15 protein-coding genes are annotated in these 17,794 nt (G+C 62.3%); 5 read left to right on the top strand and 10 right to left on the bottom strand.

The window, feature by feature from the left end; all coding sequences use genetic code 11:
• Positions 1 to 231: 231 nt before the first annotated feature.
• Positions 232 to 1,743 (bottom strand): UbiD family decarboxylase, encoded by a 1,512-nt coding sequence (locus Q1V57_RS11545; protein ID WP_300530867.1) that lies wholly within the window; start codon positions 1,741 to 1,743, stop codon positions 232 to 234.
• 182 nt (positions 1,744 to 1,925) lie between these two features.
• Here Q1V57_RS11545 and Q1V57_RS11540 point away from each other — a divergent pair, with 182 nt between their 5' ends.
• On the top strand, positions 1,926 to 2,366 hold the full coding sequence (locus tag Q1V57_RS11540) for a BLUF domain-containing protein (RefSeq protein ID WP_300530864.1): 441 nt from the start codon (positions 1,926 to 1,928) through the stop codon (positions 2,364 to 2,366).
• On the opposite strand, the gene Q1V57_RS11535 is transcribed toward Q1V57_RS11540, so the two are convergent.
• The 5 genes from Q1V57_RS11535 to ubiA all read right to left on the bottom strand — a co-directional run bounded on the left by Q1V57_RS11535 (position 2,363) and on the right by ubiA (position 6,690).
• Complete coding sequence (locus tag Q1V57_RS11535; protein WP_300530862.1) at positions 2,363 to 3,706, bottom strand: serine hydrolase; 1,344 nt, start codon at positions 3,704 to 3,706, stop codon at positions 2,363 to 2,365. The two genes, Q1V57_RS11540 and Q1V57_RS11535, sit on opposite strands and share 4 nt — an antisense overlap.
• A 10-nt stretch (positions 3,707 to 3,716) precedes the next feature.
• Complete coding sequence (locus tag Q1V57_RS11530) at positions 3,717 to 4,493, bottom strand: enoyl-CoA hydratase-related protein (RefSeq protein ID WP_300530859.1); 777 nt, start codon at positions 4,491 to 4,493, stop codon at positions 3,717 to 3,719.
• A 39-nt stretch (positions 4,494 to 4,532) separates the two neighbouring features.
• Positions 4,533 to 4,964 (bottom strand): MarR family winged helix-turn-helix transcriptional regulator, encoded by a 432-nt coding sequence (locus Q1V57_RS11525; protein ID WP_300530857.1) that lies wholly within the window; start codon positions 4,962 to 4,964, stop codon positions 4,533 to 4,535.
• A 143-nt stretch (positions 4,965 to 5,107) separates the two neighbouring features.
• Positions 5,108 to 5,764: a 50S ribosomal protein L11 methyltransferase gene (locus tag Q1V57_RS11520; protein ID WP_300530854.1), complete on the bottom strand. Its 657-nt coding sequence runs from the start codon at positions 5,762 to 5,764 to the stop codon at positions 5,108 to 5,110.
• Positions 5,761 to 6,690: a 4-hydroxybenzoate octaprenyltransferase gene (ubiA, locus tag Q1V57_RS11515; RefSeq protein WP_300530851.1), complete on the bottom strand. Its 930-nt coding sequence runs from the start codon at positions 6,688 to 6,690 to the stop codon at positions 5,761 to 5,763. Before ubiA ends, Q1V57_RS11520 begins: the two co-directional genes overlap by 4 nt.
• A gap of 80 nt (positions 6,691 to 6,770) precedes the next feature.
• On the opposite strand from ubiA, the gene Q1V57_RS11510 reads away from it, so the two are divergent.
• The 3 genes from Q1V57_RS11510 to Q1V57_RS11500 all read left to right on the top strand — a co-directional run bounded on the left by Q1V57_RS11510 (position 6,771) and on the right by Q1V57_RS11500 (position 10,950).
• The gene (locus tag Q1V57_RS11510) at positions 6,771 to 7,529 is read left to right on the top strand and encodes a 16S rRNA (uracil(1498)-N(3))-methyltransferase (protein ID WP_300530850.1); all 759 of its coding nucleotides are present in this window, start codon (positions 6,771 to 6,773) and stop codon (positions 7,527 to 7,529) included.
• 92 nt (positions 7,530 to 7,621) lie between these two features.
• Entirely contained in the window at positions 7,622 to 8,998 is a 1,377-nt protein-coding gene (locus Q1V57_RS11505) for a glutamate--cysteine ligase (protein ID WP_300530848.1), read from the top strand.
• Positions 8,999 to 9,228: 230 nt separating this feature from the next.
• Positions 9,229 to 10,950, top strand: coding sequence for a peptide MFS transporter (locus tag Q1V57_RS11500; RefSeq protein WP_366145140.1), 1,722 nt, complete (start codon positions 9,229 to 9,231; stop codon positions 10,948 to 10,950).
• Between the two features lie 78 nt (positions 10,951 to 11,028).
• On the opposite strand, the gene Q1V57_RS11495 is transcribed toward Q1V57_RS11500, so the two are convergent.
• From Q1V57_RS11495 to Q1V57_RS11480, 4 genes are all read right to left on the bottom strand, one after another.
• Positions 11,029 to 12,039, bottom strand: a complete 1,011-nt coding sequence (locus Q1V57_RS11495) for an aspartyl protease family protein (protein ID WP_300530843.1) — start codon at positions 12,037 to 12,039, stop codon at positions 11,029 to 11,031.
• A gap of 159 nt (positions 12,040 to 12,198) precedes the next feature.
• Positions 12,199 to 14,337 (bottom strand): TonB-dependent receptor, encoded by a 2,139-nt coding sequence (locus Q1V57_RS11490; protein ID WP_300530840.1) that lies wholly within the window; start codon positions 14,335 to 14,337, stop codon positions 12,199 to 12,201.
• A gap of 137 nt (positions 14,338 to 14,474) precedes the next feature.
• Positions 14,475 to 15,890 (bottom strand): metalloprotease TldD, encoded by a 1,416-nt coding sequence (gene tldD, locus Q1V57_RS11485; protein WP_300530838.1) that lies wholly within the window; start codon positions 15,888 to 15,890, stop codon positions 14,475 to 14,477.
• A 113-nt stretch (positions 15,891 to 16,003) separates the two neighbouring features.
• Positions 16,004 to 16,558 carry a tetratricopeptide repeat protein gene (locus Q1V57_RS11480; RefSeq protein ID WP_300530834.1) on the bottom strand — a complete coding sequence of 185 codons (555 nt, stop codon included), beginning with the start codon at positions 16,556 to 16,558 and terminating at the stop codon, positions 16,004 to 16,006.
• Between the two features lie 248 nt (positions 16,559 to 16,806).
• Here Q1V57_RS11480 and coxB point away from each other — a divergent pair, with 248 nt between their 5' ends.
• Positions 16,807 to 17,670 carry a cytochrome c oxidase subunit II gene (gene coxB / locus Q1V57_RS11475; protein ID WP_300530832.1) on the top strand — a complete coding sequence of 288 codons (864 nt, stop codon included), beginning with the start codon at positions 16,807 to 16,809 and terminating at the stop codon, positions 17,668 to 17,670.
• Positions 17,671 to 17,794 lie beyond the last annotated feature (124 nt).

Raw genomic sequence — 17,794 nt, 5'->3', positions numbered from 1 at the left:
GGGGCCTGGTGGGGACGATGACGTTGATGACTCTTGGAACCGCCAGCGCCAAGAGTCATCAACGCCGGGATAACGCCGGGCCCCGACATGAAGTCGGGGAAAGCGGTGGAGGTTGGGGCCGGCTACGATTTCCTTCTCCCCAGGCGGGGAGAAGGTGGGGTGTGCGAGATAAGCCCCTACGCCAATCCGGCCGAGTATCCGACAACAGACGAGCAGTGTCCGCGGAGAGGATCAGATGTTGATCCCCAACGCTCCCCAGATCTCGTCCACCTTGGCCTTGGTGGCGTCGTCCATATCCAGCTTCTCGCCCCATTCGCGCTGGGTCTCATTGCCCATCTTGTTGGTGGCATCGAGCCCGATCTTGGAGCCGAGGCCGGAGACTGGGGAGGCGAAGTCGAGATAGTCGATCGGGGTGTTTTCGACGGTGACGATATCGCGGGCCGGGTCCATGCGAGTGGAAACCGCCCACATCACATCCTTCCAGTCGCGCGCATTGACGTCCTCGTCCACGACGATGATCCACTTGGTGTACATGAACTGGCGCAGGAAGGACCAGGCGCCCATCATCACCCGCTTGGCGTGACCGGCGTAAGCCTTCTTCATCGAGATCACGGCGATACGGTAGGAACAGCCCTCCGGCGGCAGCCAGAAATCGAGGATTTCCGGGAATTGCTGCTGCAGGAGCGGGATGAAAACCTCGTTGAGGGCCTCGCCGAGTATGGCCGGCTCATCCGGCGGGCGACCGGTATAGGTCGTCAGATAGATCGGGTCCTTACGCATGGTGATGGCGGACACCTTGAACACCGGGAAATGCTCGACGGAATTGTAATAGCCGGTGTGGTCGCCATAGGGGCCTTCCGGGCCGTACTCGTCGAGCATGACATGGCCCTCGATCACGATCTCGGCCTCGGCGGGCACTTTCAGCGGGATGGTCTTGCAATCCACCAGCTCGGCCTTCTTGCCGCGTAAGATACCGGCGAACTGGTATTCCGACAGCGTATCGGGGACCGGGGTCACGGCAGCCAGGATGGTGCCCGGATCGGCACCGAGGACGGCAGCAGCGGGCAGCGGATCGGGCTTCTTGTCTTTCCAGCGCTGATAATGCTGCGCCCCGCCACGATGCTTGAGCCAGCGCATCAGCGTCTTGTCCTTGCCCAGCTTCTGCATGCGGTAGATGCCGAGATTGTAGTCGTCCTGGCGATCGCCCTGCACATTGGGGCCCTGGGTCACGACCAGCGGCCAGGTGATCAGCGGCGCCGGCTCGCCCGGCCAGCAGGTCTGGATGGGCAGTTTGTCGAGATCGATATCATCGCCGGTGAGGACGACGTCCTGGCATGGCGCTTTGGACACGGTCTTGGGCCGCATCGACATGACTGTCTTGGCCAGCGGCAGCATGTCCATGGCGTCCTTGATGCCGCGCGGCGGTTCCGGCTGGCGCAGGAAGGCAAGTAATTCACCCACTTCGCGCAACTCTTCGCCGGTGGTGCGGTGCTCATCGCCCAGGGTGACCGCCATGGCGACGCGCTTGACCGTGCCAAACAGGTTCACCAAGCAAGGCATGGGCGACTTTTCGCCCTTCTCGTTGAATACGTTATTAAACAGCAGCGCTGGCCCACCCGCATGCAGGGTCCGTTTGTGGATCTCGGTCATCTCCTTATCCGTCGAAACCGGGTGGTCGATGCGGACCAGATCGCCCTGTTCTTCCAGTAAATCGATGAATTCACGTAGTGATTTATAGGCCATGGGCGTCCTCTTCTGCCCCGCAAACTAGGGCGGTTGAGGCGAGAAAAAAAGCGCCTGAGGCAATCGAGCGCATTTGACGCAATTTCGCTGAAAATTTGAGCCTAATTCGAGGCTTATTTTTGAATGATTTTTCAAATCCGCTGCCTAAACCCGGCGCATCGATCAGGCGGCGGGATGGCGGCATGTTGTATTCAAGCGTGATGGTGTCGCGGGCCGGCGTCGCATTGGGCGTTGGGGCGCTCAACGGCGATCTCGGCAAGCTCCTCGCGCATTGTATGAAGACATGCATAGACCGGCATATCACGGGGGCGCTGGTCTGGGACTCCGGGTATTTCCTGACGGTTCTGGAGGGCGAGCTCGGGCAGCTCGACGCCCTCATGGACAGCCTTCGCACCGACCGCTGCTTCGGCGAGCCGCGCGTGCTGGAATGCGTCCCCGTCAAGGGCCGGGAATACAAGAACTGGGCTGTTGGGGCAGCCCGGCCGGAGTCCACGCCATCGCCGCTGATCAAGAAGTTACAAACGGTTGTCCCGACCGCCGGGGAGGTGCGGACACAGGTCCGCACCTCCATTTATGACGGCGTGATCGCGGAGACGCCTGCGCTGGTCGGCGCGGCAGCCTAGTTCCGCATTGAGGCGACGATGGCGCGGGTCATGTCGAAGGCGCCGGCGCTGATATTATTGGTGGCCCCAAAGCGCACGATCACCAGCTCCTGTTCCGGCAGCACCATGGCCAGCTGGATCTGGAACCCGTTCATGAAATAGGTGCCCTCGGGCAGGTTATCGCCCTCGGTCGCAAGCCAGAAGCCGATGCCATAGGCCTCGCCCGAACCCTCGGTCGGGGTGGTGGTGCGCTCGACCCAGCCTTCCGGCAGGATGCGCTCGCCATTCCAGACCCCATCATCGAGATAAAGCTGGGCCAGCCGGGCCCAGTCATGCGCCGTGGCGTACATGTAGGACGAGCCGACCAGCGTGCCCGCCTCATCGGGCTCGATAATGGCGGAATAGACGCCGAGCGGTTCGAAGATCTCCGCGCGGACCGCGGCCAGCTGATCCATCAGCGAAGTGCCGAGCTCGGCCTGAAGCGCGTTCATCGCCAGATTGGTCTGCCCGCTCATATATTCCCAGTGCTCGCCCGGCTCGGCGAATTGCCGCCGCGTGGCGGAAAAACGCGCCATGTCGCTGGCGGTAAAGAGCTGCTGGGAATTGGGATCCATACCGTTGTTCAGTTCATGGATCGCCAGACCGCCGGTCATGCGCAGCAAGTGTTCCAGCGTGATATCGCCGTGGCCTTCCGGGGTCAGCGCCGGGACGGCATTCTGCGCGGTGATGTCGATCCGGCCATCATGCTCGAGCGCGCCGGCCAGGGTGGCGGTGACGGATTTGGTCATCGACCAGCCCAGGAAGGGGGTCTCGCGGCTGGCACCGGGGGCGTAATGCTCGGCGACCAGGCGGCCCTGGTGCAGGACGGCGACGCCGAGCGTATTGCGGCGGTCGGCCTGCGGATCATCAAATCCGCCCAGCACGGCCGCTTCCAGGGCGGCGCCGTCAAAGTACTGATCGCGGTGCGCCGCATCGAGCTGCAGCGGCTGGAAGTCCTGTCGCGGCAGCAATTCCAGGTCGGCGTCGAACTGGCCTCGGTGATGCACCAGGGTACAGCCCAGACCGTCCCGGAAGGCGGCGTGCTTGCGATAGAACAGGCCGAGGATATTGGTCGATACCGTCTGCCGCTCATAATCGATATCGGCATTGATGAAGCCGGCCGCCTCGCCCATCAGGGGATCGAGATAGATCGTGCGGGCGTAATCGGCATCCAGGTCAGATACAAAGACCATGGAGCACAGCTGTTTCGCCATCATGCCGGTGCCCGAGGGCAGGTAGATGCGGCCCACCTTGGAGACATTCAGCGCCACGATGGCGGCAAGCACGAGTGCAGCGGCAATGCCGCCAATCCAACGCAACATGATCAGCCCCCTAGCCGAATTTCGAGAAGTCGGGCTTGCGCCGTTCCATGAAGGCCGCAGCGGCCTCGGCAAACTCCTCTGAGCGCAGCAGTTCGGCGAACATGCCGCCCTCGGTGGAGATGCGTTCGACAATGTCTTCCGGCGGGCGCTTCATCAGCGCTTTCGCAGTGCGCAGCGACCCGGGAGCCTTGGCGGCCAGATTGCGCGCGGCGATGCGGGCGGTTTCTTCCAGGGCCTCCGGCGGGGTAGTGCCGTTCACCAGGCCGGTCTGATAAGCGCGGTCGGCGCCCCAGGTATTGCCGAGCATGAGCAGCTCGGCAGCGACGGCATGACCGAGATATTGCGGCATGATCTGGCTTGAGCCGAATTCCGGCGCCAGGGCGAGATCAACGAAGGGGGTTTTGAAGGTCGAGCGGTTGGAGCAATAGATGATGTCGCAGTGCAGCAGCAGCGTTACGCCGATGCCGATGGCGAGACCGTCGACGGCGGCAACGACCGGCTTCTTGGCGCTGAACAGGGCGCGCATGAAGCGCTCGACCGGCGGCAGGTCACCCCCGCCCACATGCGGCGGGCGTTCCATGAAGTCGACAATGTCATTGCCTGCGGTGAAGACACCGTCGCTGCCGGCAATCATGAAGACCTTGACCGACGGGTCCTCATCGCCGCTTTCCAGCGCGTCGGCTGCGGCGCTGTACATGGCCCGTGTCAGGGCGTTTTTTTTGTCCGGACGGTTAAACCGGATTGTGCGGATTCCCTCCGCATCTTCGACCAGAACCAGATCGCTCACACGAGCCTCCTTTATTATTTGGAGGCGACGTTAATGCGATCAGGCGTCCACGGCTAGATTGGTCAGGACCCGATGCAGCATATCGCTGTCTTCATCTCCCAGCCGGGTCTCCAGCTCATTGTTCATATCGCGGAAGACGTGCTCGGCGGCATCGCCCATGGCGCGGCCTTTTTCCGTCAGCGAGACGATGGCGGAGCGCTTATCGGTCGGCGACGCGGTCTTGGACACCAGGTCGAGCGCGGCCATGCGATTGATCAGGCCGGTGACGGCGGGCGGGTTGAGCGACAGCATGTCGCCGATCTCGCCCATGCGGCGTTCACCGCGGCGAGCCAGCAGAAACAGAACGGCAGCCTGCGCAGAGGTGACGCCGGCTTCAGCCTTGAGGCGCGCATCCATATCGCGATTGAGGCGGCGGGCAGCGATTTCGAGCAGCAGGAACAGACGGCGGTCTACGGCACGGACACGAGCCATGGGCTTCTCCTCGGATAATCGGTGAAAAATGACGCAACGCCACGGCGGCCTGGAAAACAGACCAGACATCTAGTGTCGTATAGATACGCTTCGTGTGCAAACTTTTTTTGCTGAAAAATTCGACACAGGGATGTAAGTCCAGGTCAGGCGCGCTTGAATTGCCAGACCTTGGCCTGGCGAATTTCGCGGTCTTCCAGGTCGCGGGTCACCGGCACGGAATATTCGGCCAGCCGGTCCAGCTTCCCGCGCGGCAGGAAGGAGCGGCCTGGATCACCGATCAGCACCCGGGCGCCCCGGCGGGCCAGGCTTTCCAGCCAGCCGCCGATATGCCGGGCCGGTTCGTCCTCATAGAAGACATCGCCGGCCAGCACCACATCCCAGCCCTCATCCGTGCCGACAATATCGCCCAGCACGGTGTCGATCTCGCAGCCATTGGCCTGGGCATTGGCCTGGCAGGCGGCAATGGCGAAGGCATCGAGTTCGCTGGCGATGATCGCGCGGGCTCCCGCCTTGGCCGCGCCGAGCCCGGCAATGGCCCCGCCGGCGGCAAAATCGAGCACGCGCTGGCCGGCGACGATATCGGGGTTGTCGATGACATAGCGCGCCAGGGCCTGCCCGCCGGCCCAGGCAAAGGCCCAGAAGGGGGGCGGCAGGCCCATCTCGCCGAGGGCTTCTTCGGTGTGCTGCCAGATTTCCACCGTCTCGGTCGCCAGGTGCAGCTGCAGTTCCGGCACCAGGGGCGGGGCCATCAGCGCTGTGTGATCGGCGATGAAATCGGCGGGGACAGCCTGGTTGATCATGTCAGCACGGCCGCGACGGCGAAGGTCGCGACCAGCAAGAGGCCGGTGATGCGGTTGGACTTGAAAATGTCCAGGCACAGCACGCCATCGGCCGGGTCGAGGCGGCGGATCTGGTTGAACAGATGGGCCGAGAACAGGGCGAAGGGAATGACGGCAAACGGCGAGGCGGCTTGCAGATAGAGCGTCAGCCCGGTCAACACGGCGGTGACCAGATAGAAGCCGCTGATCCAGTAGGGCGAATGTTCGCCGAACAGGCGGGCGGTTGAGCGCACACCGACCAGAGCATCGTCTTCGCTGTCCTGGTGGGCGTAGATCGTGTCATAGCCCAGCGTCCAGAAGATCATGGCGCCATAGAGGGCGAACAGGCCGGGCTCAAAAGCCCCCGAGGCTGCGACCCAGGCGACCGGGACGCCCCAGTTGAAAGTCAGTCCCAGCCAGGCCTGCGGCCACCAGGTGATGCGCTTCATGAACGGGTAGGCCGCGACCAGCAGGAGCGCGGCGAGCCCGGTCAGGATGGCGATCAGCGGTAATTGGACAAGCACGATCAGCCCGACCAGGCTTTGCAGGCCGAGGAAAGCCCAGGCCTGTTTCAGCGAGACCGTGCCGGCGGCCAGCGGCCGGTCGGCCGTGCGCGCGACCCGGGCGTCGAGATCGCGGTCGATAATGTCGTTATAGGTACAGCCGGCGCCGCGCATGGCGATAGCACCGATGGCAAACAGGATGGCGTAGTAGAAATCGACCAGGCTGAGGCCGGTGCCGATACTGGCGGCGACCAGACCCATCCAGCAGGGCAGGGCGAGCAGCCAGAAGCCGATCGGCCGGTCATAGCGCGCCAGGCGCAGATAGGGGCGGAGAGCCAGCGGTGCGCGATCCACCCAGGTCTGGGGCAGGGAATCGGCTACGCGGCGGTCGAAGTTCAATTGCATGCGATCCCCTTTTGCACCGGGCTGCGGCCAATTCAAGGCATGCTTGACGCGGCGATGCAGCACACGGCAAAGCAGATGGTATGACAACTGATCCGCGCCTCTATCTTGATCAGGAGCTGAGCTCCGCTGCCCGCCTGCCGCTGGGCAGGGAGGAAAGCCACTATCTGATCAATGTCATGCGCCGTTCCGCCGGCGACACAGTGCGGCTGTTCAATGGCCGCGACGGCGAGTGGCGGGCCGAGATTGCCGACGCCAACAAGAAACACGCCATGCTCGACCTGGCCGAACAGACACGCCAGCAGGCCGGGGTACCCGATCTCGATCTGCTGTTTGCCCCGGTCAAACGCGCCAAGACCGATCTCATTGTCGAGAAGGCCACCGAACTCGGCGTCAAACGCATCCGTCCGGTCACGACAACGCGCACCCAGTCCGAACGCATCAATGAGGACCGCTTCCGCTCGATTGCCCGCGAGGCTGCCGAACAGACTGAGCGCCTCGACTTGCCCGAGATTGTACCTCTGGCGAAGCTCGACCGTGTCCTCGACAGCTGGGACGAGACACGCACGCTGATCTATTGCGACGAGGCCGGTGATGATGGTGCCCGCCCCTGGGGTGGAGATGACGGCCGTGCCGCGGCGATGCGGGACATGCTCGGAGGGCCCGGGCCGGCGGCGATCCTCATTGGCCCCGAGGGCGGTTTCTCGCCGCAGGAACGGGATCGTTTGCGCCAGCTCGATTTTGTGCGTCCGGTTTCGCTGGGGCCACGCATATTGCGTGCGGAGACCGCGGCCATCGCCGCGCTAACCTTGTGGCAAAGCGCCTGCGGGGATTGGAGCTGACGCTCACGAGGGCGTGATTCTCACACCTGAACCCTTGTTCAACCGGGCACACCCACATATCTGTTGCGGAAATTCCGATTGGCGGGGGCTCGATGAGCGGCACGTATAATCAGGGCGGCGAAGGCGCGCCCATCGAAAATCTCGAACAGCTGAGCGCCTATCTGGCCAAGGGTTGCAAGCCTGAAACCGATTTCCGTATCGGCACCGAGCACGAGAAATTCGGCTTTGCCCTGAATGATCACACCCCGCTTGCCTATGATGGCGACGGTCCGACTGTTCTGAAAATGCTCGAAGGCCTGCAGCGCTTTGGCTGGGACGCGATTGTCGAGGCCGGCCATGTTGTGGCGCTCAAACGCGAGGGCGCCTCGATCACGCTGGAACCGGGCGGACAGTTCGAGCTTTCCGGTGCGCCGCTGGAAACGGTCCACCAGACCTGCGGCGAGGTGAACAAGCATTTGCGCGAAGTGCGCGAAGTCGCCGACGAGATTGGCGCCGGCTTCCTGGGGCTGGGCTTTTCGCCGAAATGGTCGCTGGACGACACGCCGATGATGCCCAAGGCCCGCTACGGGCTGATGAAGGCCTACATGCCCAAGGTCGGCACGCTGGGCCATCAGATGATGTTCCGCTCGGCCACCGTGCAGACCAATCTCGACTTCTCCGATGAAGCCGACATGGCCAAGAAGTTCCGTGTCTCCCTGGCCCTGCAGCCGGTAGCGACGGCGCTGTTCGCCAATTCGCCCTTTGCCGACAAGGGGCTGAACGGTTTCCTTTCCTATCGGGCCCATATCTGGACCGATACCGACCGGCATCGCACCGGCATGCTGCCCTTCGTCTTCGAGGACGGCTTCGGCTTTGAAAACTATGTCGACTGGGCGCTCGACGTGCCGATGTATTTCGTCAAGCGCAAGGGCGAATATCTCGACGCGACGGGCCTCAATTTCCGCGACTTCCTCGAGGGCAAGCTGGACATCCTGCCGGGCGAGAAACCGGTGATCAGCGATTGGGAAGATCATCTCTCCACCCTGTTCCCGGAAGTGCGCCTCAAAACCTTCCTGGAAATGCGCGGCGCCGATAGCGGTGCCTGGGACAGCCTGTGCGCCCTGCCGGCCTTCTGGGTCGGGCTCATGTATGACGGCTCTGCCCTCGATGCGGCCTGGGACGTGGTCAAGGGCTGGAGCGCCGAGGAGCGTGAACAGCTGCGTATCGATGCCGCCAAGCTGGGCCTCAACGCCCCGGCGCCCGGCGGCGGCACGATGCAGGAGCTGGCCCGCCAGGTGCTGAAGATTTCGCGCTCGGGCCTCAATGCCCGCGCCCGGCTCAACGGGCATGGCGAGAATGAGGGCCTCTTCCTTGATGAGCTCGACGACATCGTCAAATCCGGCCGCACGCGCGCCGAGGATTTGATTGCCCGCTTTGAGGGCGAGTGGAAGGGCTCGATCGAGCCGGTCTTCACCGAGTGCGCCTACTAGGCACGTCGGATCACGCCAAATTCAATATCCCCACAGCGCGTAAGGCTTGAGCTGGCCCGCCCCGCATGGTCAAGTGCGCGCGATTGAGTATCGCCTGCTGATGCGGGCATGGGGAGGAATGAGTGACAGATTCAACTACGACGCCTGAACAGGCGCCGACGCCGGCCGAGAAGCGGGATACTTCCTTCTTCGGCCACCCGAAAGGGCTGGCGATCCTATTCCTGACGGAGATGTGGGAACGCTTCTCCTACTACGGAATGCGCGGGCTGCTGATCTTCTATCTGACGCAGCACTTCTTGTTCGAGCGCGGCGAGGCCAACATCATTTACGGTGCCTACATCGCACTCGTCTACGTTATGACGATCATCGGCGGTACTCTGGCTGACCGCTATCTCGGGCAACGAAAAGCCGTGACGTTTGGCGCCATTCTGCTTGTTGCTGGGCACGGGATGATGGCATTTGAAGGCGACGGTTCGCGTCAGGTGCTCACCTACGAGGGGGCCCAATATGAGCTGACGCTTGATGGCCGCGGCGGCGATGCGGTCCAGATGATTGTCTCTGACAGTGGGTCTTCGGCGATTACCTTTGGTGGTGAAGAAGGCGCTCGGACAATTCTGGTGACTGATCCGGCGGCTGTCGGATCTCCGGCTGTTATCCCGCTGACCGATGATCTCATCAGCACCGAGCAGCAATCGCTTTTCGTCAACATTCTCTATCTTTCGCTTGCGCTCATTATCGCTGGCGTCGGATTCCTCAAAGCCAATATCTCGACCATTGTTGGCGAGCTCTACGGCTTACAGGATAGCCGCCGGGATTCCGGTTTCACCCTGTTCTACATGGGCATTAATCTCGGTGCCTTCCTGTCGTCGGTCACCATCGGCATAATCGGCATCAAATACGGCTGGAACTACGGTTTCGGTTTGGCCGGTATCGGTATGCTCGCAGGTCTCCTGACTTTCCTCTTCTTCCAGCCGTGGCTTGAAGGGAAAGCCGAGCCGCCAAATCTGGAGCTGCTCAAAAAGCGTGTTCTGGGACCAATCAATGTCGAATGGGCCTGCTATATCACCGGTTTCGGCATCGTAGCCCTGTCCATGCTTCTGGTTATGAATGCCGAATATGTCGGCGATATTCTCGGACCGCTCGGCGCGCTGATGCTTGCCGTCATGGTCGGTTATGCTTTGTTCTTCACCAAAGGTGCTGAGCGCGGGCAGATGCTGGCCGCAATCTACTTCATTATTGCGCAAATCCCGTTTTGGGCCTTGTTCGAGCAGGCGGGTTCCTCGCTGAATCTGTTCACCGCTGACCTTGTTGACCGAAACATTTTCGGATGGTCAGTGCCTTCGCCAGTGTTCCAAGGCTTGAATTCGGGCTTCATCATTGTCTTCGCGCCCCTACTGGCGTGGCTCTGGATTGCGTTGGCCAAACGTAGACTTAATCCTTCGACGCCGGTGAAGTTCGCTCTGGGCGTCTTCATGGCGGGTCTGGGTTTCTATGTCCTCGTGCTTGGTATTCGCGCGACGGGCGTGGGCGCACTGACGCCGGTTATTTTTGTCTTCCTGATCTACTGGATCCACACCATGGGTGAGCTCATGCTCTCCCCGGTCGGGTTGTCTGCGGTCACCAAGCTGGCGCCGGCCCGTGTGGTCGGTATGACGATGGGTGCCTGGTTCTTGTTCTCGGGGCTGTCGAATTATCTCTCGGGCGTGATCGCGGCCCGGACCGGTGCGGAGACGATTGCCGGTCAGATCATCGACGCAGAAGCCGCCAAGGCGAGTTATGCCGAGGTGTATTCGAACGTTGGCCTAATCGCGATGGGGATCGCGGTCGGCATGCTGCTCCTTTCGCCGGTCATTAAATGGTTGATGGGTGCGGCTGATGACACGATGAAGCCACATCCGCGCGAGACCGAGGCCGGCGGTCAGTCCATGGACCGCTCCTCTGACGCGCCGTAAGCGCGTTCGCCAACCCAAATAAATCAGGCCGCGGAGCACTGTGCTCCGCGGCCTTTTTTGTCCCCGCTGGTCAAGGCCTCAGGATGGGCGGTCGTCGAAGGTCGACCATTGCACCCGGTCGCGGCGGCAGTCGCGCGCATCGCCGCCCATGGAGATCTGGACCTGGCCGGTTTCCTGGTCGACTGTGATCTCGGCGTGCTGCAGCAGGTCCATGCCGATCACCATGGCCGGTTCATCGACCCAGTCGAGCGCGGTGAAAATATCCAGATTGGCCATCAGAACATTGGTGCGATAGAGGCACACCCCGCCGAACTGGATGCCGCGTATCGGCACGGTAATGGCGGAATGAGAGCTACGGCCATCAACGCCCGTGACCTCATAACGGCCCGGCTCGCGCAGCCGCATGCGGGTGCCCAGATAGCCATTGATCACCGTACGGGGCGTACCGCTGTCGATCATTACCCGGACCGGCGAGCGGAAGCGGTCAACCCGCGCAGCGCCAAAAACGATCTGCAGCTCCTCGCTCAGAACTCCGTCGACATGAGCGACGCGGAGCGGGCCGAATTCCATCTCGGCGGCTGCGAAATCAATGCGGTAATCGCTATCGCTGAAAGCGTCGGCGCCAAGCAGGCCAGCGACAACGGCCGGCTCGTCATTGGTGACGGGAACGACGACGGCGTTGAGCTCGACCGGCGGCCGGTTGGCAATACGCACGTCTGCAAGCTGGAAGCGTTCGGCCTGGAACAGGCTGGTCAGGGATTGCACATCGTCCAGCTCGGCATTGTGCGGGCCGTCATATTCCGGATGGGGCATTTGCGAGACGAAGCCGAATTGCTCCGCCGCGGGCTGGGCGATGGCGGAATGGCTGGCGCCGGTATCGACGACCCAGTTCATGGTGTCGCCATCGCCGATGCGTACGGGCATGGCGACGAATGTCTCACCGATGCGCTGCATGGGGACGGTTTGCGTTTCTGCCTGGGCGCCCGCCTGAGAGCCGGACCCGGCGCTGGCCGGCGCAGCCACAGCGAGCGCGGCTATGCCGAGCGCGATGACGGATGTGGAGAGAATATTGGCACGGAAATTCTGCATCAGGCCTCCCTGGCTGCTTGCATCGCAACCATCTTGTCGGCGCCGGGCGGATCGGGGTCCGCGGCGCTACCCCCGAGCACGGGCTGAGCCTAGCATGATTTTCCGCCGGCGCCCAAGGCGCCGCCGGAACGGCGCCTTGGTGCAGCTTGTGATGTCGGCCTAGAAGGTGCCGCGGACACGGATATAGGCCGTGTCGCCCATCGAGGCGTTCTGATACTCGATCGCGTCGATAATGCCGTCGGCGCGCGAGCCGTCATAGAAGACCCGCTCGCGGTCATCGCCATTATTGATCACGCCATCAATGCCGGCGCGAATGGTGACACCCCAATAGCGCGTGGTCTCGACATAAAGATCGAGATCGCCATCGGTGAAGCCCTGCAGGCGGAATTCCTGGGCGCGATAGATCTCGCCATCGGAGAGCCAGAAATAATCCCAGCCCCAGGCGATCTGGGCTTCCGGGAAGGTCTGGCGATAATCCAGCCGCAGCTCCCACTCGCGAAAGCCGGACCAGGGCCGGTTCTCGAAGGTAAGCGGGTCTTCCACATCGGTGTTGTACCACTCCAGGAAAGTATCCAGCACAGCATTGCGCAGCCCGAACCGGTCCAGCGGTGTGGTCAGATTGGCGGTGACGCGGAAATTGGTGCCATCACCGATATTGCCCGGGGCGTCGAAGACTTCACCGCCCGACACCACCGGGATGAAATCATCGAGGTCCTGGACCCAGTCATGTCCGACGACGAGGGAGAAGGAGCCATCGCCGAACCGGCGTTCCCATTCCGCCTCCACCGTCCAGGTGCGCTGGGGCACATAGTCGGGATTGCCGAGCACGGAGTTATTGTCCGACAGGTCCACCGAGCTGGCGAACTTGCCGAAGCTGAGCTGGGCCACATCGCGCCGCGCCGACAGGCGGAAACGGTTCTCGTCATCATGGCGCCAATTCAGGGTCACCGAAGGCTTGGCATAGGTGAAGGAGCGCGATTGCTCGGCATCGCCGGTCTGCTCGATCTCGGAGAATTCATAGCGCAGGCCGGTTTCCAGGCTGAGCCGGTCGCTGACCGACCAGACGTGATTGGCAAACAGCTCGCTGCGGGTTTCTTCAACCCGGGTCACCGAGACCGGCACGTCGATCGGGGTGATAGTGGTGCCGTCATCGTCGAACAGGAAGAAGGCCGAGTCGCGCGCATTGATGGCGGTCTCGGCGCCGAATTCCAGGCTGTGGCGGGAATTCGGGTTCCAGGACACGGTCGAGCGCAGGGCGGTTTCTTCATATTCGCCCGAGGCTTCGAAAATCGTCGCCCCGACAAAGCCGGCGGTCGGTGTGAAGGTCTCGAAGGCTTCCGGACCGTCATCCCATTGTTCGCGGCTGATCAGGCCAATAGTCTGCAGCGAGAGCTGCGGCGTCAGCTCGAACGTATGGGTGGCGGTCGCCGACCACATATCGCCGGAATTATCAGTGGCATTTTGTTCGAACCGGATGCGGTCGCCATCGGGATTGTCGATGAAAGAACGCTGGGTGCGGCGCCATTCCCACCATTCTGCCCGTGCGTCGAACAGGAGGGTGGAACGTTCCGACATCTCCCAATTCATGGTGAAAGTCGGGACGATGCGCTGGAAGTGACGCTGGTCATTGTCGAAACGACGTTCGGTCAGGCGCGTACCGCCATCGACCAGGAGTTTTTCGCGCCGGCGGACGCGATTGCCCGACCAGCCGCCTTCGAGGCCGAAGGTGAACTCGGCATCGCCGGCCCGTGTGGAATAGGACAGGTCCATATTGGGACCGACGCGGTTGGCGTCCGACAGGCGGGCCAGCAGCGTGTAGCTGCCGGCATTGCCCGCACCTTCGCGCAGGATCACATTCACCAGCCGGGGATGGCCCCGCATGTCGTATTGCGGCAGGGCTTCCTGGACCAGCTCGATACGCTCGACATCGCCGACAGGGATCCGTTGCAGCACGGTCTGTAGCGAGATCGATTTGTTTGACGGCCGCGATCCGTTGATCAGCAGATTACCGAAACTGTCGGCCAGTCCGCGCCGGCCCTCATCCCCGCCAGACAGGGAGAAGCCGGGCACGCGCTGGACCATGTCCAGGGCCGTAACCGGTGAGTAGGTCTGGAAGAAGCCGGCGGCATAAATAGCAACGCCATTGCTGGTGACCACTTGCGAGCTCGCGACATTGGCGCAGCCGGAAATGGCTACAGCACAATCGGCCGCGATCTCGGTCTGGATTGCCGCGGCTGGTGCGCCCATTGCCGTCAGCAGAGCGGTGGAAGCCACCGCATTGAGAAATAACCCTCGCATAAAGTCCCCAGGGTGCTGTGCCCGCCCAACATTCCCGGGAAGAGGGATAGTTCAGTGCTGCCGTAATTAATATGTAACCTTCCGTAACAAGGCTCACAGGTGTGTGAGAGGCGTTAGCATTCGGTAATATTGGCGCTCTAGCCGCCAGCGCCGCCGACGGTCAGGCCCGCGATCTTCAGGCTCGGCTGGCCGACACCGACCGGTACGCCCTGGCCGGCCTTGCCGCAGACACCGACGCCCGGGTCCATTTCGAAATCATCGCCGATCATGGTGATCTGGGTGAGGGCGCTGGGGCCGTCGCCGATCAGCGTGGCACCTTTGACAGGGGCTTCGATCTTGCCGTCAACGACGCGATAGGCCTCGGTGCACTGGAAGACGAACTTGCCGGAGGTGATGTCGACCTGGCCGCCGCCGAAATTGACGGCATAAATCCCGTCCTTCAGGCTTTCGACCATCTCCTCGCGCTTGTGCGAGCCGCCGAGCATGTAGGTATTGGTCATGCGCGGCAGCGGTGCATGGGCATAGGACTGGCGCCGGCCATTGCCGGTCGGCTTTTGTCCCATCAGACGCGCATTCATCCGGTCCTGCATATAGCCTACGAGGATGCCGTCCTCGATCAGCACGGTGCGCTCGGTCGGTGTGCCTTCATCATCAATCGTCAGCGAGCCGCGGCGCTCGGGCATGGTGCCGTCATCGATCACGGTGACACCGGGGGCGGCGACTCGTTCCCCGATACGCCCAGCAAAAGCGGACGAGCCCTTGCGGTTGAAATCACCTTCCAACCCGTGACCGACGGCTTCGTGCAGCAGGACGGCGGGCCAGCCGGCGCCGAGCACGACATCCATCACCCCGGCCGGAGCATCGATAGCGTCGAGATTGACCAGGGCAATACGCAGCGCCTCGTCGGCCTGGGCTTTCCAGGCGTCCGGTTTGATCCAGGCATCGAACAGCGCCCGACCTCCGGCTCCGGCCGAGCCGGTTTCACGGCGGCCATCGCGTTCCACGGTGACCGAGACATTGAGCCGGACTAGCGGGCGGATATCGGTTTTCATATCGCCATCGGCGCGGATGATGGAGATGGCGCGGCGCGAACCGGCCAGCGAGGCGCTGACCTGGACCACGCGCGGATCCTTGGCGCGGCAATAGGCGTCGATCTCCTGCAGCAGCTGGGATTTGACCTCAAAGCCCGGCGCCGCGACCGGGTCGACGCTGTCATAGAGTTTGCGATTGGTGCCGGCGGGCGGTGCAGCGAGCACGGCCGGAGCGCCACGCTTGACGGCAGAGGCGGTCTCGGCGGCCCGTTTGACCGCGTCCAGTGTCGGATCGGAGGAGTGGGCATAGCCAAAGGCTTCGCCGGAGACACACCGTAGGCCGAAACCCCGTTCCGCGTCAAAGCTGGCCGATTTCAGCCGTCCATCGTCGAAGACCAGCGCTTCCGAGCTCGCGGTTTCCAGGAACAGCTCGCCATCATCGGCGCCGTGCATCGCATCGGCCAGGACCGGATGGACACTGTCGGCGTCAAAGTCGAATTGCTCGATCGGATCATCACTCATGGCATCGGTCCTGAGGCTGGTGTTGGCGGTCTGTACCTAAAGACATAGTGGAGCCCGGCGCCGGAGGAAACTCGCTGGCGGCAGGAAAACTGTTCAGCGCGGGTGATGGCCGGTCAGCTGCCGTCTTCAACGGAGAAGCGTTGCATCTCCCGTTCGGCCATTGGCCAGCCCGGTCGTTCTTCCAGCGCACGCGTCAATGCCAGGTAGGCCCCGGGGATGTCGCCGAGCCGCTCCAGGGCCATGGCACGGTTGAACCAGGCATCGGCGAGATTGGCCTCATCTGCTTCGATCGCGATACCGGTCTGTTCAATGGCGTCATGATAGCGACCGAGGCGGATCAGGGCGCTGGATCGATTCACCGCCAGCGCACCACGCATGCCGACGGTGAGCGCTTCGGCTTCGTCGAAGGAGGCGAGGGCGTCCTCAAAGCGGGCGCTGTGCAGGAGGACGATACCCATATTGATATGGGTCGCGGCGCGATCACGGCGCGGCAATTGCCGGTGCTCAAGCGCCTGTTCGCAATCCGTCAGGGCGAAGGCATCCGACCGTGCGGCAATGGCGGATTGATAGCAGGAGGCGGCCGGTGATTCGCCGAGCACCGTGACCTGGGCCGCCGCCGGGGCGGAAATCAGCGCCAGCAGCGCCAGGATTGGGACATAAGGACGCATCATAGGCTCCATGCCGGCGTCGATGAGGCCATAAAGTTAGCACATGAAACCCGCCGGACCCAACGCAAAGCGCTTTGAACAAAGGCGAAAAGCCTTGTCCTGACTAGATTTCGGGGCTTTTTTCTGGGCTCTGCGATCAGTACTACAAAAAATACCGTAGATGACCTGACAGCAAGGAAGTCCGGCTCTATATTCCGCGCCAATCGGCAGGGGTGCCTGCCTTAACGCCTGACTTGTATGGGGAAGCCATGCGTCTTCTGACAGCCTTCGCGCTCACCGCCCTGACCTGGGCCTTGACCTCTGACGGTGCTCTTGCGGCTCCGGTCTACGGCCAGCCCACCAATGGTGCTCTCGGATTCCAACCCGGTGTTACGCCGATCATGGACCGGGTGAATGATTTCCATAACCTGATGCTGTGGATCATCGTCCCGATTACGCTCCTCGTCATGGGCCTGCTGGCCTATGTGATGATCCGCTACCGCCGTAGCGCCAATCCGGAGCCGAAGAAATTCAGCCACAACACGACGATTGAGGTGATCTGGACGGGTGTTCCGATCCTGATCCTGATCTTCATCTCCTTCTTCTCCTTCCCCATCCTGTACTTCCAGGACGAAATTCCTGAATCCGATTTCACCATCAAGGCTGTCGGCTATCAGTGGTACTGGGGCTACTCCTATCCGGACCACGGCATTGAGGAATACGCCTCCACCATGGTGCCGGAAGCCGATCTGCGCGCGGACCAGCCGCGTAACCTGGCGGTCGACCAGCCGATCGTAATCCCGGTCAACAGCACGGTGCGCCTGCAGGTCACGGCTGGCGACGTGATCCACAACTGGGCCATGCCGGCTTTCGGTTCGAAGATGGACGCCATCCCGGGCCGCCTGAACGAGACTTGGTTCCGCGTTGACCGCGAAGGCGTCTACTACGGCCAGTGTTCCGAGCTCTGCGGTATCCGCCACGCCTTCATGCCGATCGAAGTCCATGTCGTGAGCCAGGAAGTCTTCGATCGCTGGATCGAGCTGTCTGCCGAGGATCCATACTCCACGGACGCTTATCAACTGATCACCGAATATACCGCCGCGCGTGAAACGCGCATGGCGCAGCTGGACTAAGGGAAGGGCCGAGCAATGGCTGACGCAGCAATGCACGACGATCACACCCCCAGCATGTGGGACTGGAAGCGGTGGGTTTACTCCACCAACCACAAAGACATCGGCACGATGTACCTGATCTTCG

The sequence above is a fragment of the Maricaulis sp. genome (genome assembly GCF_030149425.1).
Taxonomy (GTDB): domain Bacteria; phylum Pseudomonadota; class Alphaproteobacteria; order Caulobacterales; family Maricaulaceae; genus Maricaulis.
The sequence above is the reverse complement of the archived record's forward strand: the minus strand, read 5'-3'. Positions and strand labels throughout refer to the sequence as shown.

Coding starts and splice junctions, on each gene's coding strand:
- Q1V57_RS11540 (WP_300530864.1), top strand. CDS start 1,926: ATGTTGTATTCAAGCGTGATGGTGTCGCGGGCCGGCGTCGCATTGGGC.
- Q1V57_RS11525 (WP_300530857.1), bottom strand. CDS start 4,964: ATGGCTCGTGTCCGTGCCGTAGACCGCCGTCTGTTCCTGCTGCTCGAA.
- Q1V57_RS11490 (WP_300530840.1), bottom strand. CDS start 14,337: ATGCGAGGGTTATTTCTCAATGCGGTGGCTTCCACCGCTCTGCTGACG.
- Q1V57_RS11505 (WP_300530848.1), top strand. CDS start 7,622: ATGAGCGGCACGTATAATCAGGGCGGCGAAGGCGCGCCCATCGAAAAT.
- Q1V57_RS11545 (WP_300530867.1), bottom strand. CDS start 1,743: ATGGCCTATAAATCACTACGTGAATTCATCGATTTACTGGAAGAACAG.
- coxB (WP_300530832.1), top strand. CDS start 16,807: ATGCGTCTTCTGACAGCCTTCGCGCTCACCGCCCTGACCTGGGCCTTG.
- Q1V57_RS11480 (WP_300530834.1), bottom strand. CDS start 16,558: ATGCGTCCTTATGTCCCAATCCTGGCGCTGCTGGCGCTGATTTCCGCC.
- Q1V57_RS11500 (WP_366145140.1), top strand. CDS start 9,229: ATGTGGGAACGCTTCTCCTACTACGGAATGCGCGGGCTGCTGATCTTC.
- Q1V57_RS11520 (WP_300530854.1), bottom strand. CDS start 5,764: ATGATCAACCAGGCTGTCCCCGCCGATTTCATCGCCGATCACACAGCG.
- Q1V57_RS11510 (WP_300530850.1), top strand. CDS start 6,771: ATGACAACTGATCCGCGCCTCTATCTTGATCAGGAGCTGAGCTCCGCT.
- Q1V57_RS11535 (WP_300530862.1), bottom strand. CDS start 3,706: ATGTTGCGTTGGATTGGCGGCATTGCCGCTGCACTCGTGCTTGCCGCC.
- tldD (WP_300530838.1), bottom strand. CDS start 15,890: ATGAGTGATGATCCGATCGAGCAATTCGACTTTGACGCCGACAGTGTC.
- Q1V57_RS11495 (WP_300530843.1), bottom strand. CDS start 12,039: ATGCAGAATTTCCGTGCCAATATTCTCTCCACATCCGTCATCGCGCTC.
- ubiA (WP_300530851.1), bottom strand. CDS start 6,690: ATGCAATTGAACTTCGACCGCCGCGTAGCCGATTCCCTGCCCCAGACC.